Here is a 26538-nt window from a genome sequence, read left to right as displayed (position 1 = left end):
GGGCCGGTGCCCGTCAGACCACCCGGTCCCCGTTCTCCAGCTCCACCGTTCCCGTGCCCTCCGCCAGCACGTCGAGGGCGTGCAGCACCCGTCGTCCCAGGGAACCCAGGAGGTACTCGCCGAGATCCTCGCGGGCCACCAGCTGCCAGGACAGCAGTTCCTCCTCCTGTAGTCTGATCGACTTGAGGGTCTCCTCGTCGAGGACGCCACCGTCGTACAGATAGGCGACCAGCGGCATGTGGCCCGCGATGTGGACCCAGTCGACGGCCAGCAGGCGGCCCAGTTCCCGGTCGAGGCCGATCTCCTCCAGGGTCTCCCGGCGCGCGCCCTGGCGCGGGGTCTCCCCGTCGTCCGACTCGATCGTGCCGCCCGGAAGTGCCCAGCCCTCGCGGTAGTTGGGCTCGACGAGCAGGATCCGTCCGTCGGCGTCACGGAAGAGCGCGGCGGCACCGGCGAGGACGCGGGGCAGGCCGGCGATGTATGTGGCGAAGTCTTGAATGGTCATCCCGGAAGCGTAACCAGCGGAGATGACGGACAGTCGCCCGTCGGCCTCCCGTCACACCTGTGGGTGTCCCAACCGCACGGTCCGGGCCGCCAGCGCACTGATCCGCACCCCGTCGAAACCGAACACCGCGCTGCGTACGGTGTCCTCCAGCGGGTCCTTCCACCGGCTCGGGATCGCCTCCGCGCCGCACAGCACACCGGCCACCGAGCCCGCGGTGGCGCCGTTCGAGTCGGTGTCCAGGCCACCCCGGACGGTCAGGGCGATCGTGCTGGTGAAGTCGCCGTCGCCGTACAGGAGCCCGGCGGTGAGGACGGCGATGTTCGGGACCGTGTGGATCCAGCCGAGCCCGGCGGTCTCCGCGGAGACCGTGGTGAGCGTGTCCTCCCAGGTCAGCCGGGTCTCGTGCAGCGCCATGACCCGGCGTACCGTACGGGCCAGGCGGCTGCTCGCCGGGATCACCGTCAGCGCCGTGTCCAGCGCGTGCCGTACGTCGGGTGCCGTGAACGCCGCCGAGATCAGGGCCGCCGCGAACATCGCCCCGTACACGCCGTTGCCCGTGTGGGAGAGGACGGCGTCCCTGCGGGCCAGGTAGGCGGCGCGGTGCGGGGCGTCCGGACAGGTCCAGCCGTAGATGTCGGCGCGGATCAGGGCGCCGATCCACTCCTGGTACGGGTTGTCGTGGGTGGCCGTCAGCGGCGGCTTGAGACCGGCCGCGAGGTTGCGGTAGGCGGCGCGTTCCGCCGTGAACGTCTGGAGGAACGGCAGCCGCAGCAGCCACAGCTCGCCGACCTGCTCGGTGCTGAAGTCGAAACCGTGCGTCTCCAGCAGGTCCAGGCCGAGGATCGCGTAGTCGACGTCGTCGTCGCGGCAGCTGCCGTGGATCCGGCCGCGTACGCACTCACGCCACTCGGGGCGCAGTTCGAAGCCGTCCTTCTCGGCTCCGGGCGGCGGCCCGGGCAGATAGTCGGTGAGGGGGAGGGCATCGGTCCGTCGTAGGTAGCGGTCGATGCGGTCGCGCGTCCAGTAGTCGCCCCGCTCGACCGGCTTGCCGAGCATGTTGCCCGCGATCCGGCCCAGCCAGCCTCCGAGAACACGGTCCGCGAGGTCGGGCTCGGTGCCTGCATGGGTCATGGCTCCGGTCTACCACCATGTGCGGTCGTCGGCCGTGCCCTGGCTGTGAGCGGCCGGGAAGGCATGACGGGGCGCGCCTCCTGCGGTTAAGGTCGCAGCGGCGCGACTGCCCTGACGTCGACAGGGCCGGAAAGCAAGGGATGTGCAGGGTGGCGGACGGTTCGGGTACGGCGGGTACGGCGAAGGCGACGGGTGTGCGGGCGGCTCGGGTGCTGATCGCCGCCGACAAGTTCAAGGGGTCGCTGACGGCCGTACAGGTCGCCGAGCGGGTGACCGCCGGGCTGCGCAAGGCCGCCCCCCATGTCGAGGTCGAGTCGCTTCCCGTGGCCGACGGCGGCGACGGGACCGTGGACGCCGCGGTCGCCGCCGGATTCGAACGGCGTGAGGTACGGGTCGCGGGGCCGCTCGGGCACGAGGTGAGTGCCGCGTTCGCGCTGCGCGACGGCACCGCGGTGGTGGAGATGGCCGAGGCGAGCGGCCTCCAGCGGCTGCCCGCGGGCGTGTTCGCGCCGCTCACGGCATCGACGTACGGCTCCGGAGAACTGCTGCGGGCCGCGCTGGACGCGGGCGCGCGCACGATCGTCTTCGGGGTCGGCGGCAGCGCCACCACCGACGGCGGCGCGGGCATGCTGTCCGCGCTCGGCGCCCGCTTCCTGGACGCGGACGGCGAGCCGCTGCCGCCCGGGGGCGGCGGCCTTGAGGGCCTCGCCACGGCCGACCTCTCGGGCCTCGACACCCGCCTCGCGGACGTCGACTTCGTGCTGGCCAGCGACGTGGACAACCCGCTGACCGGCCCGAAGGGCGCGCCCGCGGTGTACGGCCCGCAGAAGGGCGCCTCCCCGGACGACGTGGCCGCCCTCGACGCGGCCCTCGCGCACTACGCGAAGATCCTGGAGGCGGCGATCGGTCCGAAGGCCGCCGAGTACGCCGCCGCGCCGGGTGCGGGTGCCGCGGGCGGCATCGGCTACGGCGCCCTGGTCCTCGGCGCCCGCTTCCGGCCCGGCATCGAGGTCATGCTCGATGTCCTCGGCTTCGGGCCCGCCCTGGACCGCGCCACCCTCGTGATCACCGGCGAGGGCTCCCTCGACGAACAGACCCTGCACGGCAAGGCCCCGGCCGGCGTCGCCGCGGCGGCCCGCGCGGAGGGCCGCGAGGTCGTCGCGGTCTGCGGCCGCCTCGCCCTGCGCCCCGAGGCCCTGGGCCGGGCCGGCATCCGCCGCGCCTACCCCCTGACGGACATCGAACCGGACCTCGCCAAGTGCATCTCCGACGCCGGCCCGATCCTGGAACGGGTCGCGGAGAACATCGGCCGGGACTTCCTGGTCTGAGCGGCGGAGGACGCCAACCGGGGCACCCGCTCCCGGCGAGCCGCGTGTCCTCCTCCAGCGCGGCGTGCGTCACCGACGCCGGGCCGGCCCCGGAGCGGGTCGCGGCGAACACCGGGCGGGATTTTCCTGGTCTCAGGCCCGGAGCCCGGGGCTCATTCCAGGGCTACCCGCTCCCGGCCAGCCGCGTCTCCTCCGGCACCCCCGCCGGCCCCGACAACCGATACGCGTCCAGCGCCAGCGTCATCTCGATCAGGTCCCGTGGCCTGGCCAGGGACCTGGACGTCAGTTGTTCCAGCCGTCGTAATCGGTTGAAGACCGTGTTGCGGTGGCAGTACAGGCGTCCGGCCGCCCGGCCCGCCGACCCCTCGCAGGTCAGCCACACGTCGAGGGTCTCCAGGAGCACCTCCCGGTCGGCGGGCTCCAGACCGACCAGGGCGCCGAAGACGGACGACACCAGGCGGTTCGCGAGTTCCGGCTGGCTCACCACCAGGGCCGTCGGCATCCGCTGGTCAAGGCGTACGACCTCGCTCGTGTCCGGCGGGCAGGTGCGCAACGCCAGTTCGGCCAGTCGCCGGGCCCGCCCCAGTTCCGCCAGTCCCGGTACGACGGGACTGATCCCGCCCGCCCCCGAGCACCGCCCGCTCAGCGCCCGCGCCACCGCGTCGAGCCCCTGGTCGGGCCCCAGCAGCACCACGCCCACCTCCTGGTCGGCCCGCATCCGCCACACGAACCGGTACCCGGCACCCCGCAACGGCCGGTGGAAGGCCTCCCTCGGATCCCGCCGGTCCGCCCGCAGCACCACCACCGCGTACGCGCCCCGCTCCGGCAGATCGAGCCCCGCCGCCGCCCGCGCGGCCAGCCCCGGCGACTCCTGGCCGTCGAGCAGCGCGTCCAGCAACGCCTGCAACTGTTCGTCCGTACGCCGCCGCAGCTCCATCTCGGTCGCCCGGTACGCCTCCGACGCCACCGCCGCCTGCGCGTCGATCGCCGACCACACCAGGGTCGCCGACCGCATCAACACCCCGAGCCGTTCGGGTTCCTGGCCGCCCGCCCCCTCCAGCAGCGCGTCCCAGACCAGATAGCCCGCGCTCCGGTAGGCGTGCACCAGCAGCTCCAGCGGTAACCCCTGCTGGGCGCGGCGCCGGCCCGCGTCCTCCGCGTACTCCAGGTCGCGGCGCGGCGAGCCCCGGGGCGCGGAGATCGTCCCGATGCCGATCCGCATCGCCTCCTCGGCCTCCCGCCACTGCTGGTCGTACGGGATGACCTGGCCGTAGACGGGGGAGTGCTCCGTCAGTTGCCGCAGATGCTCGTCGACCAGCTCCGGCACCCGTTCCAGCAGCGCCGCGCAGGACTCCGCGAGCACCTTCCAGTCATGACCGGTACGCCTTCTGCGGGGGCCCATGAGCGGAGGATGTCACTCGCCGCGCCCCTGCGGCAGGCCCCTGACACGCAGTGTTGTGCTCGCGCACAACGGGCGGTGGCGTCCGCTGGTCACCGGCCACGTTTCGGCGGAGTTTCGGCCGCGACCCGTGGACGGACGCCCGCCCCGGTGCTGGGGTGAGCGCCACACCGGACGTGTGTGCGGGAGGGGCGGACGCCATGGGCGGTGGAACAAGAGGATCTCCGGAGAGTTCCGGAGGGGCATCTCCGGGAAGTTCCGGAGGGCGATCTCCGGGCGGCGCCGATCTCGTCGTACGGGATCTGTCGGTCGGGTACGGGCCCGTGCGCGCCCTGCGTCAGGTGTCGCTGGAGGTCCCCGAGGCAGCCGTCGTGACCGTGCTGGGCGGCAACGGCGCCGGCAAGTCCACGCTGCTGCGCGCCATCAGCCGCACCCTCTCCTTCCAGGGCGGCGCGACGACCGGCGGCACCGTCACGCTCGGCGGACGCCGGATCGACGGGCTCGCCCCCGACCGCGTGGTGGCCGCCGGGGTGTCCCAAGTCCCCGAAGGACGGCGGGTGTTCGCCCGGATGACCGTCGCCGACAATCTGCGCGCCGGAGCCCTCGGCGCGCGAGGCGGACGCGGCGGACGTGCGGACCGGGCCGCCGCCCTGCGCCGCGTCCACGAACTGTTCCCCGTCCTCGCCGACCGCGCCCAGCAGCGCGCCGGACTCCTGTCGGGCGGCGAGCAGCAGATGCTCGCCGTCGCACGTGCCCTCATGGCCACCCCCAAGGTGCTGCTCCTCGACGAACCGTCGCTCGGCCTCGCCCCGCTGATGGCCGCGCGCATCGCCGACACCGTGCGCGAGATCAACGCCCAGGGCACCTCCGTCCTGCTCGTCGAACAGAACGCCGCCCTGGCCCTGCGGCTGGCCACCCAGGCATACGTCCTGGAGGTCGGCGAGGTCACCCTCTCCGGCCCCTGCGCCGAACTCGCCGCCTCCGACGAGGTGCGGCGCCGCTATCTGGGCGTGGTGGACGAGGACGCGGCGGCGGATGCGGCCGGGGCGATGGACGCGACGGGTGGATCGGCTGCCCCAGGGTTGACCCCGTCCATGTCGAGGTTGACCAGATGGGAGGGTTGATCCACATTGGCCACTATTGACGGATCACCGTCCACCATTGACGACAATGCCGTGCCCGCCCTCCACGTTGATCGCCTCACCGTCCGCTTCGCCGGCCTCCTCGCCCTCGACGACGTCACCTTCACGGTCGACCCCGGCACCGTCCACGCATTGATCGGCCCCAACGGCGCCGGCAAGTCCACCTGCTTCAACGTCCTGTCGGGTGTCTACCGGGCCACCTCCGGCAGCGTCCGCTTCGGCGAGCACGAGCTGACCGCCATGCCCCCGCACCGCATCGCCGCCCTCGGTGTCGCCCGGATCTTCCAGAACCTCGCCCTGCCGCCGCACGCCACCGTCGAGGACAGCCTGCTGCTCGGCCGCCACCGGCTCACCAGGACCGGTTTCGTCGCCGCCGGGCTTCGGCTGCCGTCGGCGGCACGCGAGGAACGCCGGCACCGCGCGCGCGTGCGGGAGATCGCCGAGTTCGTCGGCCTGGAGGGGTACCTGGGGCGCCCCGCCGGCTCCCTGCCCTACGGGCTACAGAAGCTCGCGGAACTCGCCCGGGCCCTGTGCATGGAGCCACGGCTGCTGCTTCTCGACGAACCGGTGGCCGGGATGACCGCCGACGAACGGCGCCGGGTCGCCGCCGTCATCGCCGGGGTCCGCGACAGCCTCGGCATCTCGATCGTCCTGGTGGAGCACGACATGGGGGTGGTGATGAGACTCGCGGACACCGTCACGGTGCTCGACTTCGGCCGGCTGATCGCGGACGGGGCCCCGGCCGACGTACAGAACGACCCGCAGGTCGTACGGGCCTATCTCGGTGAGGAGGCCACGCCATGAGCACCTTCGCCGAACTGCTCCTCAACGGCATCTCCATGGGCTCCGTCTACGCGCTCATCGCCCTCGGCTTCGTCGTGATCTTCCGGGCCACCGAGGTCGTCAACTTCGCGCACGCCTCGCTGCTGCTCGCGGGCGGCTATGTCACCGCGTCCCTCCACGACGACATCGGCTTCTGGCCCGCGCTCCTTGCGGGCATCGCCGGAGCCGCGCTCGTCGGCGCCGCCGTGGAGTTCCTCGTCATGCGCCGCTCCCGGGGCAACGACCACAGCGTGCTGGCCATCGTCACCATCGGCGTCGACATCCTGCTGACCACCGAACTCACCCGCCGCCTCGGTACGGACGTCCTCGCGCTCGGCGACCCCTGGGGCGACGCCGTCCTCACCCTCGGGCCGATCTCGCTCGCGCACACCCGGATCGCCGCCTTCGTCGCCGCCGCGCTGCTCATCACGGCATTCCTGCTCGCCTTTCGCTACACCACCTGGGGCGTGGCGATGCGCGCGGCGGCCGAGAACAGCGAGACGGCCGCCCTCATGGGGGTCAGGCTGGGCCGGGTCTCGCTCGGCGCCTGGGCCGTCGCGGGGGGACTCGCGGCCGTCGCCGCCCTGTTCCTCACCGTCTTCCCGACCCCGGGCCTCGAACGGGCCACCTCCCTCACCGCGCTCAAGGCCTTCCCGGCCGCCATCCTCGGCGGCCTCGACTCCACCACCGGCGCCCTCGTCGGCGGCCTGGTCGTCGGCGTCACCGAGTCCCTCGCCACCGGCTACCAGAGCGACCTGACCTTCATGGGCCGCGGCCTCGGCGACCTCGCGCCCTACCTCGTCATGGTCGCGATCCTGCTCGTCCGGCCCGCCGGGCTCTTCGGCACGAAGGAGCTGGCCCGTGTCTGACGTCCTCGCCGACACGCCGGCCGAGCCCCGGCGCACACTCCGACAGCCGCACGCGCGCACGTACGCGGCTGCCGCGGGCGCCATCCTGCTCCTCGCCCTCCCGTTCTACGTGGACCGCTTCTGGCTCCTGGCCGGGCTGTTCGCCATGGCCGCCGCGATCGGCGCCATCGGCATCAACCTCCTCACCGGCGCCACCGGCCAGCTCTCCATGGGGCACGCCTTCTTCCTCGCGGTCGGCGCCTACAGCTACTGCGTGTTCGCCGCGGAGGGCGGCGACGGACTGACCGGGCTCGGGCTGCCGACCTGGCTCGCGGCCGTGCTGGCCACGCTCGTCGCGGGCGTCGCGGGCGGCCTGTTCAGCCCGATCGCCGGACGCCTGCAAGGCCCCTACCTCGGCATCGCCACCATCGCCCTGATCTTCATCGGCCAGCACGTCCTGTTCAACGCCCGCGAGCTGACCGGCGGCTTCAACGGCCGTGACGTACCCCCGCTGAGCCTCTTCGGCCTCACCTTCGACGACAGCGAACTCCTCGTCGCCAACGTGCCGTTCGGCTCTGCGGAGAAGCTCTGGTACGCCGGACTCGTCCTGCTCCTCGGCTGCGCGCTGTTCGCCCGTGGCGTCCTGCGCGGGCGGCCGGGGCGGGCCATGAACGCCATCCGCGACCACCGCATCGCCGCCGGGGTGATCGGCGTGCCCGTGGCCCGCTACCGTGCCGCCGTCTTCGTCCTGTCGTCCATGTACGCGGGGCTGGCCGGCGTCCTGCTCGCCCTCGTCTTCCAGCGGACCGTGCCCGACTACTTCGGCATCACCCTCTCGCTGGAGTACCTCGCCATGATCGTCATCGGCGGGCTCGGCTCGGTCTCCGGGGCGGTGATCGGCGCGGCCTTCGTCTCGCTGCTGCCCCAGCTGCTGACCCGCTACAGCGACGCGCTGCCCCTGGTCTCCGCCCCGGGCACGGGCGGGATCGCACCGGGCGAGGCGTCCCGGTACCTGTACGGCGCCGCCGTGGTGGCGGTGGTGCTCTTCCTGCCGGGCGGGCTGGTCAGGGTGGCCGCCCGGCGCCGCGTCGCACGTAATCCAGGGGAGGAACGATGACCACGAGATACGCGGCCCGAGCCGCTGCGGGCGCGCTCGCCGTGCTGCTGGCGGTGGCCGGGTGCAGCTCCAAGGCCAAGGACGACGACGGGGGCGACAAGGGCTCGGCCTCGGCGGGCGGCGTCAAGACCGACGTCGGGGTGTCCGCCAAGACGATCACGCTCGGCGCGCTCACCGACATGACCGGGGTCTACGCGACCCTCGGCAAGAGCGTCACCCAGGCCCAGCAGCTGTACGTGAAGCAGCTGAACGCCGCCGGAGGCGTCTGCGGGCGCCAGGTGACCCTCACCGTCCGCGACCACGGCTACGACCCGCAGAAGGCCGTGTCCGGCTACACGGAGCTGGAACCGGACGTGCTCGGGTTCGCCCAGTTCATCGGCTCGCCGTTCGTCGCGGCGGTGAAACAGCGCGTCGACGGCCAGGACAAGGTCCTCGTGCTGCCACAGGCGTGGGCCGCCTCGCTGCTCGGCAGCCCGTACATACGCGTGATCGGATCCACGTACGACATTGAGACGATCAATGCGGTCGACTTCTTGATCAATGAGAAGGGGATCAAGAAGGGCGACAAGATCGGTCATGTCTACTTCGAGGGGGACTACGGCGAGAGCGCCCTGGTCGGTTCGAAGTACATGGCGGAGAAATCGGGGCTGACGGTCGTCGAGCAGAAGATCAAGCCGACCGACAACGACATGACCGCCCAGGTCGCCGCGCTGAAGCAGGCGGGCGTCAAGGCGATCGTGATCAGTGCGGGCCCGCGCCAGGCCGCCTCGCTGGTGGGCGTGGCAGCGGCCGGTGGCTTCAACGTCCCGGTCATCGGCAACAACTCGGCCTTCGCCCCGCAGCTCCTGGCCACCCAGGCGGGCCCGGCCCTGTCCAAGAACTACTGGGTCGCGTCACCGTCCCTGCCCATCGGGGCGGACACCCCGGAGGCCAAGAAGCTGGTGGCCGACTACCATGCGGCGTACCCGAACGACTCGCTCGACAACGGTGTGGTGGCCGGCTGGACGGCGGTCTCCGTCTTCGGTGAGGCCCTGAAGAAGGCCTGCGCGAGCAAGGACCTCACCCGGGAGGGTGTGGACAAGGCCCTGCTGACGATCAACGCGTTCGACGTCGGCTTCGGCAGCCCGCAGGACTTCAGCGACCCGAAGTCGCCCTCCTCCAAGGAGAGCGTGATCCTCCAGCCCGACAAGAGCGTGACGGGCGGTATGAAGGTCGTACGGGAGTCCGAGGCGTCGTCCGTCGCGGAGGGCTACTCGCCGGCCGAGTGACCACCCGAGACGCCGTACGCGCAACGCGGAGGGCCCCGAACCGTCATCCGGTTCGGGGCCCTCCGTACAGCGATTGCCGCTACGGCAGCTGTGCCGCCCGTGCCTCGCGGCGGTTGCCGCGGAAGTTGTTCACGCGGCGGGCCGTGGCGAAGAGCGGGATCACCGCGCCCAGGACGAGCTGCAGGGCGCAGCCGGTCTGGAGGAGCAGCTGGCCGCCGGGGGCGTCGAAGGCCCAGGCCGCCAGGAGACCCATCGCGGCGACGATCCAGGAGAGCATCGCGACCGCGAGCGGACCCCGCGGCTTGGGGTACTCGACCCGGCTCACCATCAGCCAGGCGGTGCCGACGATGGCCATGAGCGTGGCCACGAACGGCAGCTCCAGGAGCACGATCGAGACGACCGTCAGGGCGCCGAAGGGACTCGGCATGCCCTGGAAGGTGCCGTCCTTCACCGTCACACAGGAGAATCTCGCGAGCCTCAGCACGACCGCGAGCAGGACGACGATCGCACCGACCGCGGCCACCTTCTGGTACGCGTCGTCCGCGACCATGCCATACACCAGGACGAAGTACGCCGGTGCCAGACCGAAGCTGATCAGGTCGGAGAGGTTGTCCAGCTCGGCGCCCATGGGGGAGGAGCGCAGCTTGCGGGCGACCAGACCGTCGAACAGGTCGAAGACCGCCGCGCAGAGCATCAGGATCACCGCGGTCGCCGCCGAGTGACGGGCCATGCCCGACTCGTCACTGCCGGTGAGGTGCGGGATCAGGATGCCGGTGGTGGTGAAGTACACCGCCATGAAGCCGCAGGTGGCGTTGCCGAGGGTGAGGGTGTCCGCTATTGAGAGGCGGAGAGAAAGGGGCATCTCCTCCTCGTCGTCACCCACCTCGTCGGCCTCCGGCACCCAGCCGGCCTGTGTCTCGGGATCAATCACGGTCAATGCGAGTCACCCCTGCCACCGTCTTCTGGCCGACCTCGACCGCGACCTCGACACCGTCGGGGAGGTAGATGTCGACGCGCGAGCCGAAGCGGATCAGGCCGATCCGGTCGCCCTGCTCGACCTTCGTGCCCTGCGGGACGTACGGGACGATGCGGCGAGCGACCGCACCGGCGATCTGGATCATCTCGATGTCACCGAGTTCGGTGTCGAAGTGCCAGACGACTCTCTCGTTGTTCTCGCTCTCCTTGTTGAACGCCGGAACGAACCCGCCGGGGATGTGCTCGACGGACGTCACCGTGCCGGAGAGGGGCGCGCGGTTGACGTGTACGTTGAGCGGGCTCATGAAGATCGCGACGCGGGTGCGACCGTCCTTCCACGGCATGATGCTCTGCACCACGCCGTCGGCGGGAGAGATGACCCGGCCCTGGGTGATCTCGCGCTCGGGGTCACGGAAGAACCACAGCATGCCCGCCGCCAGCGCGGTGGCGGGTACGGCCACGGCCTTGGCGGCGCCGGACTTGCGCGCGCGTACCAGGCTGAGGGCTGCGGTGGCGACGGTCGGGAGGAGCCACGGCGATGCTCCGCGCGCCAGGCGTACGCCTGCCAGGCTGTCGCGAGGTGCAGAGGTTTGGCTGTGGGGCATGGATGACCTTCGTAGCGGATGATGCCGCGCTGTATCAGGGGACGGCGGCTTTCCGGCGATCGTAGCGGCTCACAGCCACAACTGGGTAAGCCAGGAAGCCGAGTCGGCGGCTGAAGAGTGCTGACGGGGTGTGATCTTCTTCTCGAAGAAAACACCCCGAACCGGACAATCAGCCCTGGAATTTGTACTCTTCGAGCAACCTGCGCCCGATGATCATTTTCTGGATCTCGGCGGTACCTTCGCCGATCAGCAGCATCGGGGCCTCGCGGTAGAGGCGCTCGATCTCGTACTCCTTGGAGAAGCCGTAGCCGCCGTGGATCCGGAAGGCGTCCTCCACGACCTCTTTGCAGTACTCGGAGGCGAGGTACTTCGCCATCCCTGCCTCAAGGTCGTTTCGTTCTCCCGAGTCCTTTTTGCGCGCTGCGTTCACCATCATCGCATGCGCGGCCTCGACCTTGGTAGCCATCTCGGCCAGCTTGAACTGGATCGCCTGGTGCTGGGCGATCGGCTTGCCGAAAGTGTGACGCTGCTGGGCATACGAGACACCCAGTTCGAACGCACGCTGAGCGACCCCGCAACCACGTGCCGCCACGTTGACGCGACCCACCTCGACGCCGTCCATCATTTGGTAAAAACCCCGGCCGGTGGCGCCGCCGAGGACGCGATCAGCCGGAATGCGCAGTCCGTCCATGATGAGTTCGGTGGTGTCGACGCCCTTGTAGCCCATCTTGTCGATCTTCCCCGGGATGGTGAGCCCGGGCCGGACCTCACCGAAGCCCGCCTCCTTCTCGACGAGGAAGGTGGTCATCGACTTGTGGGGCGCGGTCCCCTCCGGGTGTCCTTCGTCACTTCGGACGAGTACGGCGACCAGAGTGGACGTTCCGCCGTTCGTCAGCCACATCTTCTGGCCGTTGAGGACGTACTCGTCACCGTCCTTGACCGCCTTCGAGGTGATCGCCGACACGTCCGAGCCGAGCCCCGGCTCCGACATCGAGAAGGCACCGCGGATCTCGCCGAGCGCCATCTTCGGCAGGAAGTGGTCCTTCTGCTCCTGCGTGCCGTGCTGCTTGAGCATGTACGCCACGATGAAGTGCGTGTTGATGATCCCGGAGACCGACATCCAGCCACGCGCGATCTCCTCGACGCACAGCGCGTACGTCAGGAGCGACTCGCCCAGACCGCCGTACTCCTCGGGGATCATCAGGCCGAACAGGCCCAACTCCTTGAGGCCGTCGACGATCTGCTGCGGATACTCGTCGCGGTGCTCCAGTTCGGTCGCGACCGGGAGGATCTCCTTGTCCACGAAGTCCCGGACCGTGGACAGGATCTCCTGCTGGATGTCGGTCAGACCGGCGGTCTGGGCGAGTCGCGCCATGGCTACTTCTCCTGCTCCTTGAGCTGGGGCCGGCCGGGCTGTTCGCCGCCGCGCTCCTTGATGTACGTCTCGGTGGGCACCATCACCTTGCGGCGGAACACGCAGACCAGCGTGCCGTCCTGCTTGTAGCCCTTGGTCTCGACGTAGACGATCCCGCGGTCGTTCTTCGACCGGGAGGGCGTCTTGTCGAGGACCGTCGTCTCGCCGTAGATCGTGTCGCCGTGGAAGGTCGGCGCCACGTGCTTCAGCGACTCGATCTCCAGGTTCGCGATCGCCTTGCCCGACACGTCCGGCACGGACATGCCCAGGAGCAGGGAGTAGATGTAGTTGCCGACCACGACGTTCTTGCCGAAGTCCGTCGTGTTCTCGGCGTAGTTGGCGTCCATGTGGAGCGGGTGGTGGTTCATCGTCAGGAGACAGAAGAGGTGGTCGTCGTACTCCGTGACCGTCTTCCCGGGCCAGTGCTTGTAGACCGCCCCGACCTCGAACTCCTCGTAGGTGCGTCCGAACTGCATGGTGCTCAGGGCTCCTTAACCGAGGGGGGCTTCGAACTTGGACGTGCGCTCCATGCCGGCCGCCCGGCCCTTGCCGGAGATGACCAGCGCCATCTTGCGGCTGGCCTCGTCGATCATCTCGTCGCCGAGCATCGCGGAGCCCTTCTTGCCGCCGGCCTCGGACGTGTAGAAGTCGTAGGCGTCCAGGATCAGTTCGGCGTGGTCGAAGTCCTCCTGGGAGGGCGAGAAGATCTCGTTGGACGCCTCGACCTGGCCCGGGTGCAGCACCCACTTGCCGTCGAAGCCGAGCGCGGCGGCACGCTGGGCGACCTCGCGGTAGCCGTCGATGTTGCGGATCTGGAGGTAGGGGCCGTCGATCGCCTGGAGGTTGTTGGCGCGGGCGGCCATCAGGATCTTCATCAGGATGTAGTGGTAGGCGTCCGCCGGGTAGCCGGGCGGCTGCTCGCCCACGACCAGCGACTTCATGTTGATCGACGCCATGAAGTCGGCCGGGCCGAAGATGATCGTCTCGACGCGCTGGGAGGCCGTCGCGATCTCGTTGACGTTGTTGAGGCCCTGCGCGTTCTCGATCTGCGCCTCGATGCCGATCTTGCCGACATCGAATCCCATCGTCTTCTCGATCTGCGTCAGCAGCAGGTCGAGGGCGACGACCTGCTGGGCGGTCTGCACCTTCGGCAGCATGATGCAGTCGAGGTTCTGGCCGGCCCCCTCGACGACCGTGACGACATCGCGGTACGTCCACTCCGTCGTCCAGTCGTTGACGCGCACGACCCTCGTCTTGCCCGTCCAGTCGCCCTCGTTGAGGAACTTGACGATGGTGTGCCGCGCCTCGGGCTTGGCGAGCGGCGCGCACGCGTCCTCCAGGTCGAGGAAGACCTGGTCGGCCGGCAGCCCCTGGGCCTTCTCCAGGAAGCGGGGGTTGCTCCCGGGGACCGCGAGACAGGAACGCCGGGGGCGCAGACGGTTGACGGGCGTGGTCATGCGGGGACCTCCAGGGGGTCGAGCTTGTTCGCTTTCCGGATCTCGTCGACGATGCGGCCGATGATTCCGGTGATGTCGAAGTCCTTCGGGGTGAAGACCGCGGCCACGCCCGCAGCCTTCAGCTGTTCGGCGTCACCATGGGGGATGATCCCACCGGCGATGACGGGTATATCTGTGGCACCGGCCACACGGAGCCGTTCCAGCACGTCCGGCACGAGCTGCGCGTGCGATCCGGACAGGATGGACAGGCCGACCGCGTGCACGTCCTCTTCGAGGGCCGCGTCCACGATCTGCTCCGGGGTGAGCCGGATGCCCTGGTACACCACCTCGAACCCGGCGTCACGCGCGCGTACGGCGATCTGCTCGGCCCCGTTGGAGTGCCCGTCCAGGCCCGGCTTGCCCACCAGGAAGCGGAGATTGCCGACGCCCATCTCCTTCGCCGTGTCCGCGACCCTGCGCCGCACCAGCGCCATCGCGGTGCCCTCCTCGGCGGTCACCGCGACCGGCGCGGACGAGACCCCGGTCGGTGCCCGGAACTCCCCGAACACCTCGCGCAGGGCCCCGGCCCACTCGCCGGTCGTGACCCCGGCGCGGGCGCACTCCAGGGTGGCCTCCATGAGGTTGTCCGTGCCCTTCGCGGCCTCCTTCAGCCGCTCCAGCGCCTTGCACGGGCGCGGGTGGTTGAAGGGCGGCTGGTACCGCGTGTCGCGCCAGCCCTGGAGCGCCGAGGTCACCCGTGCCTCGACGGCCGGATCGACGGTCTGGATCGCCGCGTCGAGGTCGGCCGTGAGGGGGTTCGGCTCGGTCGACTCGAAGATGTTGACGCCCACGATCTTCTCCTGACCGGACTCGATACGGGCCCGGCGCTCGGCGTGGGACGCCACGAGCTGAGACTTCAGATAGCCCGACTCGACAGCGGCCATCGCGCCGCCCATCTCCTCGATTCGGCCGATCTCGGCGAGCGACTCCTCGACCAGCTCGGCCACCTTCTTCTCGACCACGTGCGACCCGGCGAAGATGTCCTCGTACTCCAGCAGATCGCTCTCGTACGCGAGCACCTGCTGCATACGCAGCGACCACTGCTGGTCCCAGGGCCGGGGGAGCCCCAGCGCCTCGTTCCAGGCGGGCAGCTGGACGGCACGCGCGCGTGCGTCCTTCGAGAGGGTCACGGCCAGCATCTCCAGCACGATCCGCTGGACGTTGTTCTCCGGCTGCGCCTCGGTCAGCCCCAGGGAGTTGACCTGCACGCCGTACCGGAAGCGCCGCTGCTTGGGGTTCTCGATGCCGTACCGCTCGCGCGTGACCTGGTCCCAGATCCGCCCGAACGCCCGCAGCTTGCACATCTCCTCGATGAACCGGACACCCGCGTTCACGAAGAAGGAGATCCGGGCGACGACATCACCGAACTTCTCGGGCGGCACCTGCCCCGAGTCCCGTACGGCGTCCAGGACCGCGATGGCCGTCGACATCGCGTACGCGATCTCCTGGACCGGGGTCGCCCCCGCCTCCTGGAGGTGATAGCTGCATATGTTGATCGGGTTCCACTTGGGGATGTGGTTGACCGTGTAGCAGATCATGTCCGTCGTCAGCCGGAGCGAGGGTCCCGGCGGGAACACGTGCGTGCCCCGGGACAGGTACTCCTTGACGATGTCGTTCTGGGTCGTCCCCTGGAGCGTGGTGATGTCGACACCCTGCTCCTCGGCGACGACCTGGTAGAGCGCCAGCAGCCACATGGCGGTGGCGTTGATCGTCATCGAGGTGTTCATCTGGTCCAAGGGGATGTCCTGGAACAGCCGGCGCATGTCACCGAGGTGCGAGACGGGCACACCGACCCGGCCGACCTCGCCCCGGGCGAGGATGTGGTCGGGGTCGTACCCGGTCTGGGTCGGCAGGTCGAAGGCCACCGACAGACCTGTCTGGCCCTTGGCGAGGTTGCGCCGGTACAACTCGTTGGACGCCTCGGCCGTGGAGTGACCGGCGTACGTGCGCATGAGCCACGGCCGGTCCCTTTCCTTTTGCGCCTGCGGCGCAGGGCGCTGTATGCCGGTGTCGACGTTCCTCAGCCCGCGGTCGCTGCGCTCCCTTGTCTTCGTCTCTTTCGACACCGGCGCGCCCTGCGCCGCAGGCACGGTCTGACGCTCGCTCATTTACGCCTCTCAGATGTTCCGGAAGCGGTTGATGGCGTCGATGTGCTGGGCGCGCTTCTCCTCGTCGCACACACCGAGGCCCTCCTCGGGGGCCAGGCACAGGACGCCGACCTTGCCCTGGTGGAGGTTGCGGTGGACGTCGTAGGCGGCCTGTCCGGTCTCCTCCAGGGCGTACACCTTGGAGAGCGTCGGGTGGATCTTGCCCTTGGCGACCAGGCGGTTGGCCTCCCAGGCCTCGCGGTAGTTGGCGAAGTGGGAGCCGATGATGCGCTTGAGGGACATCCACAGGTAGCGGTTGTCGTACTCGTGGTTGAAGCCCGAGGTGGAGGCGCAGGTGACGATCGTGCCGCCCTTGCGGGTGACGTAGACCGACGCGCCGAAGGTCTCGCGGCCGGGGTGCTCGAAGACGATGTCGACGTCCTCGCCGCCGGTCAGCTCACGGATGCGCTTGCCGAAGCGCTTCCACTCGCGCGGGTCCTGGTTGTGCTCGTCGGCCCAGAACTTGTAGCCCTCGGCGTTGCGGTCGATGATCGCCTCGGCGCCCATCTTCCGGCAGATGTCCGCCTTCTGCTCGCTGGAGACGACACAGATGGGGTTGGCGCCGCCGGCCAGCGCGAACTGCGTGGCGTACGAGCCGAGGCCGCCGCTCGCGCCCCAGATCAGGACGTTGTCGCCCTGCTTCATCCCGGCGCCGTTGCGCGACACCAGTTGGCGGTACGCGGTGGAGTTGACCAGACCGGGTGCGGCGGCCTCCTCCCACGACAGGTGGTCCGGCTTGGGCATCAGCTGGTTCGACTTGACGAGGGCGATCTCCGCCAGTCCGCCGAAGTTCGTCTCGAAGCCCCAGATGCGCTGCTCGGGGTCGAGCATCGTGTCGTTGTGCCCGTCGGAGGACTCCAGCTCGACGCTCAGGCAGTGCGCGACGACCTCGTCGCCGGGCTTCCAGGAGTTGACACCGGGACCGGTGCGCAGGACGACGCCCGCGAGGTCGGAACCGATGACGTGGTACGGCAGGTCGTGCCGCTTGGTCAGCTCGCTGAGCCTTCCGTAGCGCTCCAGGAAGCCGAAGGTGGACAGCGGCTCGAAGATCGACGTCCAGACCGAGTTGTAGTTGACACTCGATGCCATGACGGCCACCAGGGCCTCGCCCGGACCGAGTTCCGGCACCGGGACGTCGTCCAGGTGGATCGACTTACGGGGGTCCTTGTCGCGGGTTTCGAGGCCCGCGAACATGTCCGTCTCGTCCTTGTGCACGGTGATCGCACGGTACGACTCGGGAAGCTGAATGGCGGCGAAGTCGGCCGGAGTCGAGTCCGGCGACTGGATCGCGTCCAGGATGTCCTTAACGGTCACGGTGGTGCCTCCGGCGAATGGCGTCTTGAGGGAAGACGCTGAGGGTTACGTCGGTGCTGCTGAGGGTTGGGGTGAGACGTGCCGTCGGTTCGGCGGTGGTGTTTCGGCAGCGCGTGGTGGCGCGGGAGGTTGCCTGTGACGCAGGCGTCCGGGCGCGCAATCACGTGGTTTGCGGGGACAGCCGGCGTACGAATGGTCTCTGCACGCCGGCCGCCCGGACACCTTCAAGGTATGGCACCCCGTGTCAGGTAGCAAGGCACTGGGTGCCAGAAAGTGGCCTCAGATGAAATCTTTACGTAACAAATGAGCGATGATCGATCAAAGGCTACTGAGAAGTAGCTCTCGCGGGGACACAGAGGCGCGCGGAAACGCAAGAGGCGGGCCGCAGTCACCCGCGGCCCGCCTCTTGGTACGTCCGTTCCTTACGAGCGTTCCTTCAGCGCCTGCTCGATCGTCCGCATGACCTCGTCGAGCGGCGCGTCGGTCCGCGCGACCGCCACCAGCACCTCGCCCTGCGAGGTCACCGAGGCCGGCGCCGTCCGGGGCGCGGTGTCCCGCCCGGCCCCGATGCCCGTACCGAAGGTCTTCCGTACGATCCCGAAGGCGTGGTCGAGCTGGGTCTCTACGTCGCCCTGGCCGCCCGCCCGCAGCCAGCGCCGCAGCACGTGGTTGTGGGCGGTGACGACGGCGGACGCGGCGACCTCGGCCAGCAGCGGGTCGTCGTTCGCGTCGTCGTCGTGGGCGTGCTCGTCGAAGTGGCCCAGGAGGTAGCGGGTGAAGAGGCGTTCGTAGCGGGCGACCGACGCGATCTCCGCCTCGCGCAGGGTGGGGACCTCGCGGGTCAGCTTGTAGCGGGCGACCGAGATCTCCGGCCGGGCCGCGTACATCTTCATGACTTCCTTGATGCCGCGGCACACGGTGTCGAGGGGGTGCTCGTGCGCGGGCGCCGCGTTGAGCACCGCCTCGGCCCGGATCAACGTGTCGTCGTGGTCCGGGAAGATCGCCTCTTCCTTGGAGCGGAAGTGCCGGAAGAAGGTGCGGCGGGCCACGCCGGCCCGGGCCGCGATCTCGTCGACGGTGGTGCCTTCGTAGCCCTTGGTCGAGAACAGTTCCATCGCCGCGGCCGCCAGCTCTCGGCGCATCTTGAGCCGCTGGGCGGCGGCACGGCTGCCCGCGGCGCTTTCCGGCGCGTCGGGAGTGGCTGGGGTACGGGAGGACTTGGCGGCCTGGGACATGACCCGAACGTACTGCATGTGTGCAGGGTGGCGCGCACGTCCCGGGCCACCCCCGCCCTGTACGGGCGGGGGTGCCGAGGCGGGGTCGAGCAGCCCGCCCCAGTCGTCCTCCTGTCCGAAGACGTGCTCGAACCGGTCGCCCTCCCCGTCAGCGGCGGGCATATTCGCGGAAGCCGCGGCCCGTCTTGCGGCCGAGGCAGCCCGCGGCCACCAGATGCTCCAGGAGCGGCGCGGGGGCCAGGCCAGGGTCGCGGAACTCGCGGTGCAGGACCTTCTCGATGGCCAGGGAGACGTCGAGTCCGACCACGTCCAGCAGCTCGAACGGGCCCATCGGGTAGCCGCCGCCCAGCTTCATCGCCGCGTCAATGTCGTCAAGAGATGCATAGTGCTCCTGCACCATCTTGATCGCGTTGTTGAGATACGGGAAAAGCAATGCGTTGACGATGAATCCAGCTCGGTCGCCACAGTCAACGGCATGCTTCTTGATCTTGACGCAGACCTCTCGGACCGTTGAGTGGACGTCGTCCGCCGTCAACACCGTACGGACGACCTCGACCAGCTTCATCGCCGGCGCCGGGTTGAAGAAGTGCATGCCGATCACGTCCTGCGGACGTGAGGTGGCGCGGGCGCACGCGACGACGGGGAGCGAGGAGGTGGTGGTGGCCAGCACCGCGCCCGGCTTGCAGACCTTGTCCAGCGTCGCGAACAGCTGCTGCTTGATCTCCAGGTCCTCGGCGACGGCCTCGACGGCCAGATCGACGTCCGCGAAGGCGTCGTAGGAGCCCGCCGCGGTGATCCGGTCGAGGGTCTGCGCGGCGGCCTCGGCGGTCAGGCGGCCCTTGTCGACGGAGCGCGCGAGGGATTTGCCGATCCGGGCCTTGGCGATCTGCGCCTTCTCCTCGCTGCGGGCGGCCAGGACCACCTCGTACCCGGCCTTGGCAAAGACCTCTGCGATGCCCGAGGCCATGGTCCCGGAGCCGGCGACGCCGACGGAGCGGACCGTGCGGCCGGGGGTCTCGGGAGCGCCGGAGAGCGGCGTCAGCGCGTCCGCCACGACTGTGGCGCTGCCGGGGGCCTCGTACGAGTAGAAGCCGCGTCCCGACTTACGGCCCGTCAGGCCCGCCTCGCTGAGCTGCTTGAGGACGGGCGACGGGGCGTGCAGCCGGTCGTGGGACTCGGAGTACATGGCCTCCAGGACCGTACGGGCCGTGTCGACGCCGATCAGGTCGAGCAGGGCGAGCGGGCCCATGGGCAGACCGCAGCCGAGCCGCATCGCCGCGTCGATGTCCTCACGGGAGGCGTACTTCGCCTCGTACATCGCGGCGGCCTGGTTGAGATAGCCGAACAGCAGTCCGTCGGCGACGAATCCGGGGCGGTCACCGACCGCGACGGGCTCCTTGCCCAGCTCGATCGCCAGATCGGTGACCGCGGCGACGGCCTGCGGCGCGGTCAGCACCGACGAGACCACCTCGACCAGCTTCATCGCCGGTGCCGGGTTGAAGAAGTGCAGGCCCAGGACACGCTCGGGCCGCGCCGAGTCGGCGGCGAGACGGGTCACGGAGAGGGCGTTGGTGCCGGTCGCGAGGATCGTTTCGGGGCGCACGATGTCGTCGAGGGCGCGGAAGATCTGGTGCTTGATCTCGTACGACTCCGGCGCCACCTCGATGACCAGGTCGGCGTCGGCCGCATCGCGCAGGTCGGTGGAGGTGCGGAAGCGGGCGAGGAGGTCCGCGCGCTCCTGTTCGGTGAGCCGGCCGCGCACCACGGCACGGGCGGTCGAGGACTCAAGGGCGGCGACGGCCTTCGCGGCCGTGGCCTCGCTGATGTCGATGCCGACGACCTCGCGGCCGGCCCGGGTGAGGACCTCGGTGATGCCGGTGCCCATCGTGCCGAGGCCGACGACGGCGACGGTCATGAGCGCGGACGGAGAGGTGTGGGACAGGGGAGTGGCCATCGCGGGACTCCAGGAATGAGGGTGGTGACGACTGGGAGCACGACGGGTGCGCCGAGGGGGCGCACCGGGTGCGAGAAGGAGTGCGGGTGTTGCCGGGCCGCGAGCGCACACGCCCGGAGAAAGGTGGATCCGACGGCCCTGTCCCAAGGCCGTGCCGTACTGCGGTACTTGGCGTACCGAACCGACCAGCACTCACGACGGCTGCGTCACCAGGCCGTCGTAAGCAATCATGCGAGTGGGTGACTCGCTCGTCTGAGCTTAACCGGTGGGTAACGAGCGCGCCAGCCCCCGAATTTGTGATGTACGTCCCGAGATCCTGCCCACGCGGCCCTGTTGCCGCACCTAATCTCGGTTTCATGGACGAAGAGTTGCGATCACTCACGGAGCGCTTACGGGCCGAGGCTGGGGCGGGTGCCTCGAAGGTGTACGAGGACCTGGCGGCGACCGAGGACCCTGACGCGCTGGCCGATGTCCTCACCGCGCCCGGACAGCCGCTGTGGGCAAGGGAGTTGGCCGCGTTCAGGCTCGGGCTCGCGGGGGACCGGCGTGCCTTCGAGGCCCTCGTCCTCCTCCTCAACCACCGTGATCCGCAGCGCTGTGCCTCCGCCGCGTACGCCCTGGCCCGCCTCGGCGACCCGCGTACGGCCCGCGCGGCGGCGGCCCTCGCGACCAACGAGCTGCGCGTCGCCTACGCCCTGCACCCGGTCCGGCTGCTGGCCGAGCTGCACGCCCCGGAGTCCGTGCCCGCGCTGATCACCACACTGGCCCGCCGGCTGAAGCCGCACGACCCCTACCGCCGGGTGGCGCTCGCCTGTGTGGAGGGGCTGGGCACGCTGGGGGACCGGCGCGCGGCCCCGGTCCTGAACGAGGCCCTCGCGCACCCGGCCCTCGCGGAGGCGGCGGTGCACGCGCTCGCGCGCATCCCGAAGCAGAGGTGAGCCGTCAGCGGGGCAGCACGCGCGCGTACCGCACTTCCGGTACGGCGACCCCGTCCACGTCGAAGGGTTCCTCGGCGCCGTCGGCCGCGAAGCCCTCGCGCTCGTAGAACCGTCGTGCGCGGTCGTTGCCCTTGAGGACCCACAGGAGCATGCGCCGGTGCCCGGAATCGGCGCACCGGCGGACCGCCTCCCTCAGCAGCGCCGGCCCGACCCCGGCGCCGAACTGCCCGACGGCCACGTAGATCGCGTACAACTCGGCGTCGTCGGTGCGGACCTCGCCCTCCCGGTAGGGCCCGTGACAGGCCCAGCCGACGACTTCGCCGGCCCGCTCCGCCACGAGGTTCACGACCTCGGACCCGGCGCCCACGAAGAACGTACGCCGCCGCTCGGCGTCGGCCGCCACGCTGAGGGCATCCAGATACGGCTGCGGCATCAGGCCCTTGTAGGCGTGCTGCCAGCCCCGGACGCGGATCTCGGAGACGCGCTCGCAGTCGTCGAGGGTCATCTCGCGGACGAGGATCGGGTCGTTCGGGTCGTTCATGGCGGCACCCTAGGCGTACCGCCCGCGCGGAGACCTCCGAATTTTCGGGCCCTGGTCCGCGCTCTCAGAGGAGGGTCAACTGGACCGGTTCGGGCGCCGCGGCCCCGGGGGCGAGGGGGTCGGGCTCGGCGGGGGCCGGGATCCTGCGGGGCATCCCCGCGCGCGTGGGGCCAATCCCGTACTCCTGGGCCAGGTCGTGGACCAGCCCGGTGATCCGGCGTTGGTACCACTTGGGGGCGTAGGCGCCCTCCGCGTACAACCGCTCGTACCGGCGCACCAGATGCGGGTGGTGGTGTCCGAGCCAGGCCATGTACCACTCGCGGGCGCCGGGGCGCAGATGCAGCACCAGCGGGGTCACGGAGGTCGCTCCGGCGGCGGCGATCGCCCGCACCGTGGCCCGCAGTTGCGCCGGGTGGTCGCTGAGGAAGGGGAGCACGGGGGCCATCAGCACCCCGCAGCCGATGCCGTGCTCGCCGAGCGTCCGTACGACGTCCAGGCGCCGTTCCGGGGCGGGTGTGCCCGGCTCGACCGTGCGCCACAGCGCCGGGTCGGTGAAGCCGACGGAGACGGAGATGCCTACGTCAGTGACCTGCGACGCCTGCACCAGGAGGTCGAGGTCGCGCAGGATCAGCGTGCCCTTCGTCAGGATCGAGAAGGGGTTCGCGTGGTCGCGCAGGGCGGTGAGGATGCCCGGCATCAGCCGGTAGCGGCCCTCCGCGCGCTGGTAGCAGTCGACGTTGGTGCCCATCGCGATGTGGTCGCCGAGCCAGCGCCGTGAGCCGAGCTGGCGGCGCAGCAGCTCCGGCGCGTTCACCTTGACGACGATCTGGGAGTCGAAGCCGAGACCGGTGTCGAGGTCCAGATAACTGTGCGTCTTGCGGGCGAAGCAGTACACGCACGCGTGCGTGCAGCCCCGGTACGGGTTCACCGTCCACTCGAACGGCATGCGGGAGGCTCCCGGGACCCGGTTGATGATCGAACGGGCCCGGATCTCGTGGAAGGTGATCCCGCGGAACTCGGGGGAGTCGAAGGTACGGGTGGTCACCGCGTCCGCGCCGAACAACGCGGCGTCGGTCCGGCTGGAGCCGGAGCCGGATTCCACTGTGAGGTTCTCCCAGCGCATGACACCTCCTCGGTAGCACTGACCCGAGAATAGAACACATGTTCCCTTGATCGTGCGATCGAATGTTCGAGTCCTGTGAAGCTCCTCGATAGTCCGGACCCCGATTTGGGTGGGCGGGCGGCGGGGTGGTTGGGTGAGCGCGAACCCCCGAACACCCAGCTGCTGGAGGAACGCAATGGCGCAGGTCGAGGCCACCACGGAGCGCATCGTCGCGGCGGACGCGGAGACGGTGTTCGACGCCCTCGCCGATTACAGCGGCACGCGCTCGAAGGTGCTGTCCGAGCAGTTCAGCGAGTACGAGGTGCGTGAGGGCGGCGACGGCGAGGGCACCCTCGTCCACTGGAAGCTCCAGGCGACCAAGAAGCGCGTCCGGGACTGTCTGCTGGAGGTCAGCGAGCCCACCGACGGCGAACTCGTCGAGAAGGACCGCAACTCCTCGATGGTCACCACCTGGCGTGTCACCCCGGCCGGCGAGGGCAAGTCGCGGGTCGTCGTCACCAGCGTCTGGGACGGCGCCGGCGGCGTCGGCGGCTTCTTCGAGCGGACCTTCGCCCCCAAGGGCCTCGGCCGCATCTACGACGCCGTTCTCGACAAGCTCGCCACCGAGGTGGAGAAGTAGCCCAAGGGGCAACCTCCCAAGGGGCGTTGGCTCGCCCCTTCGTACCCCTCACCGGTTCGAGTGGATCTCCGCCCCCGTGCACCGGTACGCCGTAACTCGTCGCGCTTGCTCACAGTTGTCGCCCAAAGCGGGAATTGTGCGGTAGGTGCGACGAGGGGAGCGGTACATGGGCGGGATCACTCTGGTGCAGGACGAGCCGACGACCGCACCCGCGCCACCCCCGGCCGAACCCCCGCAACTCGGCCCGCGCCAGGTCCGGTTGGTGTTCTTCGGGCTCATGCTCGCGCTGCTGCTCGCCGCGCTGGAGCAGATGATCGTCGCGACCGCGCTCCCGAAGATCGTCGGTGAGCTGCACGGCCTGGACAAGATGTCCTGGGCGATCACCGCGTATCTGCTCATGGCCACCGTCGGGCTGCCGGTCTACGGCAAACTCGGCGATCTCCTCGGCCGCAAGGGCGTCTTCCAGTTCGCGATCGTCGTGTTCGTCGTCGGCTCGGCGCTGGCCGGCTGGTCGCGCACCATGGACCAGCTCATCGCCTTCCGCGCCCTCCAGGGCGTCGGCGCGGGCGGGTTGATGATCGGTGTGCAGGCGATCATCGCCGACATCGTGCCGCCGCGTGAACGCGGGCGCTTCATGGGCCTGATCGGCGCCGCGTTCGGCCTCGCCTCGGTCGCCGGGCCCCTCCTCGGCGGCTACTTCACCGACCACCTCTCCTGGCGGTGGTGCTTCTGGTTCAACGTGCCGTTCGGGCTGCTGACGCTCGCCGTCGTCACCGTCGTGCTCAAGCTGCCGAAGCCCGCCGTCAAGGCCCGGCTCGACCTCCTCGGGGCGCTGCTGCTCGCCGTGGCCTCGACCTGCCTGGTGCTGCTGACCAGTTGGGGCGGCACCGAGTACGCGTGGGGCTCGCGCGAGGTCCTCGGGCTCGGCGCCGGAGCGGTCGCCGCCACCGTGCTCTTCCTCGTCGCCGAGCACTTCGCGCCCGAACCCCTCATCCCGCTACGGCTGTTCAGGGACTCCGTCTTCAACGTCACCGGTCTGGTGGGCCTGGTGATCGGCGTGGCGCTGTTCGGCGCCGCCAGCTATCTGCCGACCTTCCTTCAGATGGTCGACGGTGCCACCGCCACCGAGTCCGGACTGCTGATGCTGCCCATGATGGCCGGCATCGTCGGCGCGTCGATCGTCTCCGGGCAGCTCATCAGCCACACCGGCCGCTACAAGATCTGGCCGATCCTGGGCGGCGCCCTGTCCGTGCTCGGCATGTGGCTGCTCTCCCGCCTCGAAGTGGACACGCCCCGGCTGCACTACAGCCTCTGGATGGCCGTCCTCGGCGCCGGCATCGGCATGGTGATGCCGGTCCTCGTCCTCGCCGTGCAGAACTCCGTGCGCCCCGCCGACCTCGGCACCGCGACCAGCGCCAACAACTACTTCCGCCAGATCGGCGGCAGCGTCGGCGCCGCGGTCTTCGGCACGCTGTTCGCGAACCGGCTCGCCGAGTCCCTCGAAAAGAGCCTCCCCACGCGCGCGGGTGCCCGCCTTCCCGACCCCGACTCGATCACCCCGCCGCTCGTCCACGCGCTCCCCCCGGCGCTGCGCGACAGCTACATCAGGGCGTACGCCGACGCCATGCCGCGCATCTTCCTGTACCTCGTGCCGGTGCTCGTCCTCGGCCTCCTCATCGCCTTCTTCCTCAAGGAGAAACCGCTGGTGTCCCACCACACCGCCCCCGCCGACCTCGACTCCCCAGGACCCACGGCCCCCCTGGCGATCCCGCAGGCCCGGGCGCCGTACACCGCCGGAATCCCGGTGTGCGGCACCGTCCAGCACCCGGACGGAACCGTCGTACCGCGCGCGGCACTCACCCTCATCGACGTCACGGGGGCGCAGATCGGGCGCGGTGCGAGCGCCGAGGACGGGCGGTACGCGCTGTCCACGCCCGGCGCGGGGGCGTACGTCCTGATCGCCGCGGCGGGCGGCCACCAGCCGCAGGCGGTCACCGTGACCGTCGGCGAACGTCCCGTCGAGCTGGACGTCGTCCTCGGCGGCGCGGGGCATCTCGTGGGCCAGGTGCTGACCGCGGACCGCTCGCCGGTCCGGGACGCCACCGTCACGCTCACCAACGCGCATGGCGAGGTCGTCGCCACCACCCGCAGCGGACGCGAGGGCGGCTACGTCATCACCGAGCTGGTGGCCGGCGAGTACACCCTCGCCGCCAGCGCGCCCGCGTTCCGTCCGACCGCGCTCCCCGTCCTGGTGCGGGCCTCCCGGGAGACCCGTCAGGACGTCGAACTCGCGGGCGGCGCCGTCCTCAAGGGCACCGTGCGGGCCGGCGGCGGACGGCCGGTCGAGGACGCGCGCGTGACGCTGCTCGACGCGGCCGGCAACGTCGTGGACACGCTCACCACCGGAGCCGACGGAACGTTCCGGTTCGTCGACCTCTCCTGCGGCGAGTACACGGTCATCGCCTCCGGCTACCCGCCGGTCGCCACCGTCCTCCAGGTGGCAGGCGGCGACCGAACGGAACGCGACCTTCAGCTCGGGCACGACGACTGAGTCACAGGTGAGGGCGCCGAGCAGGGCGCCGACCGGCCGGTCGGCGTGGCCGTACCGGCGTGCGGG

23 protein-coding genes are annotated in these 26538 nt (G+C 70.2%); 9 read left to right on the top strand and 14 right to left on the bottom strand.

The window, feature by feature from the left end; all coding sequences use genetic code 11:
* Nucleotides 1-13: 13 nt before the first annotated feature.
* Together OG787_RS07495 and OG787_RS07490 are read right to left on the bottom strand one after the other, a co-directional pair.
* Nucleotides 14-505 (bottom strand): NUDIX domain-containing protein, encoded by a 492-nt coding sequence (locus OG787_RS07495; RefSeq protein ID WP_369031327.1) that lies wholly within the window; start codon nt 503-505, stop codon nt 14-16.
* 51 nt (nt 506-556) lie between these two features.
* Nucleotides 557-1636, bottom strand: coding sequence for an ADP-ribosylglycohydrolase family protein (locus OG787_RS07490; protein WP_369031326.1), 1080 nt, complete (start codon nt 1634-1636; stop codon nt 557-559).
* A gap of 209 nt (nt 1637-1845) precedes the next feature.
* On the opposite strand from OG787_RS07490, the gene OG787_RS07485 reads away from it, so the two are divergent.
* Nucleotides 1846-2964, top strand: coding sequence for a glycerate kinase (locus OG787_RS07485; RefSeq protein WP_369031380.1), 1119 nt, complete (start codon nt 1846-1848; stop codon nt 2962-2964).
* A gap of 163 nt (nt 2965-3127) precedes the next feature.
* Here the strand turns inward: OG787_RS07485 and OG787_RS07480 are convergent, their stop codons facing one another.
* Nucleotides 3128-4366, bottom strand: coding sequence for a PucR family transcriptional regulator (locus tag OG787_RS07480; RefSeq protein ID WP_369031325.1), 1239 nt, complete (start codon nt 4364-4366; stop codon nt 3128-3130).
* A gap of 197 nt (nt 4367-4563) precedes the next feature.
* On the opposite strand from OG787_RS07480, the gene OG787_RS07475 reads away from it, so the two are divergent.
* From OG787_RS07475 to OG787_RS07455, 5 genes are read left to right on the top strand one after another with little or no spacing between them, the layout of a single operon-like run.
* Nucleotides 4564-5487 carry an ABC transporter ATP-binding protein gene (locus OG787_RS07475; RefSeq protein ID WP_405540441.1) on the top strand — a complete coding sequence of 308 codons (924 nt, stop codon included), beginning with the start codon at nt 4564-4566 and terminating at the stop codon, nt 5485-5487.
* A gap of 51 nt (nt 5488-5538) precedes the next feature.
* Nucleotides 5539-6309 carry an ABC transporter ATP-binding protein gene (locus tag OG787_RS07470; protein ID WP_405534629.1) on the top strand — a complete coding sequence of 257 codons (771 nt, stop codon included), beginning with the start codon at nt 5539-5541 and terminating at the stop codon, nt 6307-6309.
* Nucleotides 6306-7196: a branched-chain amino acid ABC transporter permease gene (locus OG787_RS07465; RefSeq protein WP_405534628.1), complete on the top strand. Its 891-nt coding sequence runs from the start codon at nt 6306-6308 to the stop codon at nt 7194-7196. The genes OG787_RS07470 and OG787_RS07465 overlap by 4 nt, the downstream gene beginning before the upstream one ends.
* Entirely contained in the window at nt 7189-8292 is a 1104-nt protein-coding gene (locus OG787_RS07460) for a branched-chain amino acid ABC transporter permease (RefSeq protein WP_405534627.1), read from the top strand. Before OG787_RS07465 ends, OG787_RS07460 begins: the two co-directional genes overlap by 8 nt.
* The gene (locus tag OG787_RS07455) at nt 8289-9560 is read left to right on the top strand and encodes an ABC transporter substrate-binding protein (RefSeq protein ID WP_405534626.1); all 1272 of its coding nucleotides are present in this window, start codon (nt 8289-8291) and stop codon (nt 9558-9560) included. The genes OG787_RS07460 and OG787_RS07455 overlap by 4 nt, the downstream gene beginning before the upstream one ends.
* Nucleotides 9561-9639: 79 nt before the next feature.
* Here OG787_RS07455 and pssA read toward each other — a convergent pair whose 3' ends face one another.
* The 9 genes from pssA to OG787_RS07410 form a co-directional block, all read right to left on the bottom strand.
* Nucleotides 9640-10461, bottom strand: coding sequence for a CDP-diacylglycerol--serine O-phosphatidyltransferase (pssA, locus tag OG787_RS07450; RefSeq protein ID WP_235479820.1), 822 nt, complete (start codon nt 10459-10461; stop codon nt 9640-9642).
* A 22-nt stretch (nt 10462-10483) separates the two neighbouring features.
* On the bottom strand, nt 10484-11140 hold the full coding sequence (locus OG787_RS07445) for a phosphatidylserine decarboxylase (RefSeq protein ID WP_369031320.1): 657 nt from the start codon (nt 11138-11140) through the stop codon (nt 10484-10486).
* A gap of 169 nt (nt 11141-11309) precedes the next feature.
* The gene (locus OG787_RS07440) at nt 11310-12515 is read right to left on the bottom strand and encodes an acyl-CoA dehydrogenase family protein (protein WP_405534625.1); all 1206 of its coding nucleotides are present in this window, start codon (nt 12513-12515) and stop codon (nt 11310-11312) included.
* 2 nt (nt 12516-12517) lie between these two features.
* A complete protein-coding gene (locus tag OG787_RS07435) occupies nt 12518-13030 on the bottom strand; it encodes a MaoC family dehydratase (protein ID WP_383950957.1) in 513 nt (170 codons plus the stop codon).
* 15 nt (nt 13031-13045) lie between these two features.
* Nucleotides 13046-14011, bottom strand: a complete 966-nt coding sequence (locus tag OG787_RS07430; protein ID WP_405534624.1) for an HpcH/HpaI aldolase/citrate lyase family protein — start codon at nt 14009-14011, stop codon at nt 13046-13048.
* Nucleotides 14008-16053, bottom strand: a complete 2046-nt coding sequence (locus OG787_RS07425; RefSeq protein WP_405540440.1) for a protein meaA — start codon at nt 16051-16053, stop codon at nt 14008-14010. Before OG787_RS07425 ends, OG787_RS07430 begins: the two co-directional genes overlap by 4 nt.
* Nucleotides 16054-16167: 114 nt before the next feature.
* A complete protein-coding gene (gene ccrA, locus OG787_RS07420; protein ID WP_405534623.1) occupies nt 16168-17511 on the bottom strand; it encodes a crotonyl-CoA carboxylase/reductase in 1344 nt (447 codons plus the stop codon).
* A 422-nt stretch (nt 17512-17933) separates the two neighbouring features.
* Nucleotides 17934-18746 carry a TetR family transcriptional regulator gene (locus OG787_RS07415; RefSeq protein ID WP_235479819.1) on the bottom strand — a complete coding sequence of 271 codons (813 nt, stop codon included), beginning with the start codon at nt 18744-18746 and terminating at the stop codon, nt 17934-17936.
* Nucleotides 18747-18894: 148 nt separating this feature from the next.
* Entirely contained in the window at nt 18895-20700 is a 1806-nt protein-coding gene (locus OG787_RS07410; RefSeq protein ID WP_369031315.1) for a 3-hydroxyacyl-CoA dehydrogenase family protein, read from the bottom strand.
* A gap of 356 nt (nt 20701-21056) precedes the next feature.
* Here OG787_RS07410 and OG787_RS07405 point away from each other — a divergent pair, with 356 nt between their 5' ends.
* A complete protein-coding gene (locus OG787_RS07405) occupies nt 21057-21638 on the top strand; it encodes an adenylosuccinate lyase (RefSeq protein ID WP_235473890.1) in 582 nt (193 codons plus the stop codon).
* A 4-nt stretch (nt 21639-21642) separates the two neighbouring features.
* Here the strand turns inward: OG787_RS07405 and OG787_RS07400 are convergent, their stop codons facing one another.
* Together OG787_RS07400 and OG787_RS07395 are read right to left on the bottom strand one after the other, a co-directional pair.
* Nucleotides 21643-22179, bottom strand: coding sequence for an N-acetyltransferase family protein (locus OG787_RS07400; protein WP_369031314.1), 537 nt, complete (start codon nt 22177-22179; stop codon nt 21643-21645).
* 64 nt (nt 22180-22243) lie between these two features.
* Nucleotides 22244-23302, bottom strand: coding sequence for an Rv2578c family radical SAM protein (locus tag OG787_RS07395; protein ID WP_369031313.1), 1059 nt, complete (start codon nt 23300-23302; stop codon nt 22244-22246).
* 175 nt (nt 23303-23477) lie between these two features.
* Between OG787_RS07395 and OG787_RS07390 the strand changes: the two genes are divergently transcribed.
* Together OG787_RS07390 and OG787_RS07385 are read left to right on the top strand one after the other, a co-directional pair.
* On the top strand, nt 23478-23921 hold the full coding sequence (locus tag OG787_RS07390) for an SRPBCC family protein (protein WP_369031312.1): 444 nt from the start codon (nt 23478-23480) through the stop codon (nt 23919-23921).
* A gap of 166 nt (nt 23922-24087) precedes the next feature.
* On the top strand, nt 24088-26472 hold the full coding sequence (locus tag OG787_RS07385) for an MFS transporter (RefSeq protein ID WP_369031311.1): 2385 nt from the start codon (nt 24088-24090) through the stop codon (nt 26470-26472).
* The last annotated feature ends 66 nt before the right edge of the window (nt 26473-26538 follow it).

Source organism: Streptomyces sp. NBC_00075, assembly GCF_045041225.1.
In the GTDB taxonomy this organism is placed as follows: domain Bacteria; phylum Actinomycetota; class Actinomycetes; order Streptomycetales; family Streptomycetaceae; genus Streptomyces; species Streptomyces adonidis.
This window is presented reverse-complemented; position numbering and strand designations above follow the sequence as displayed.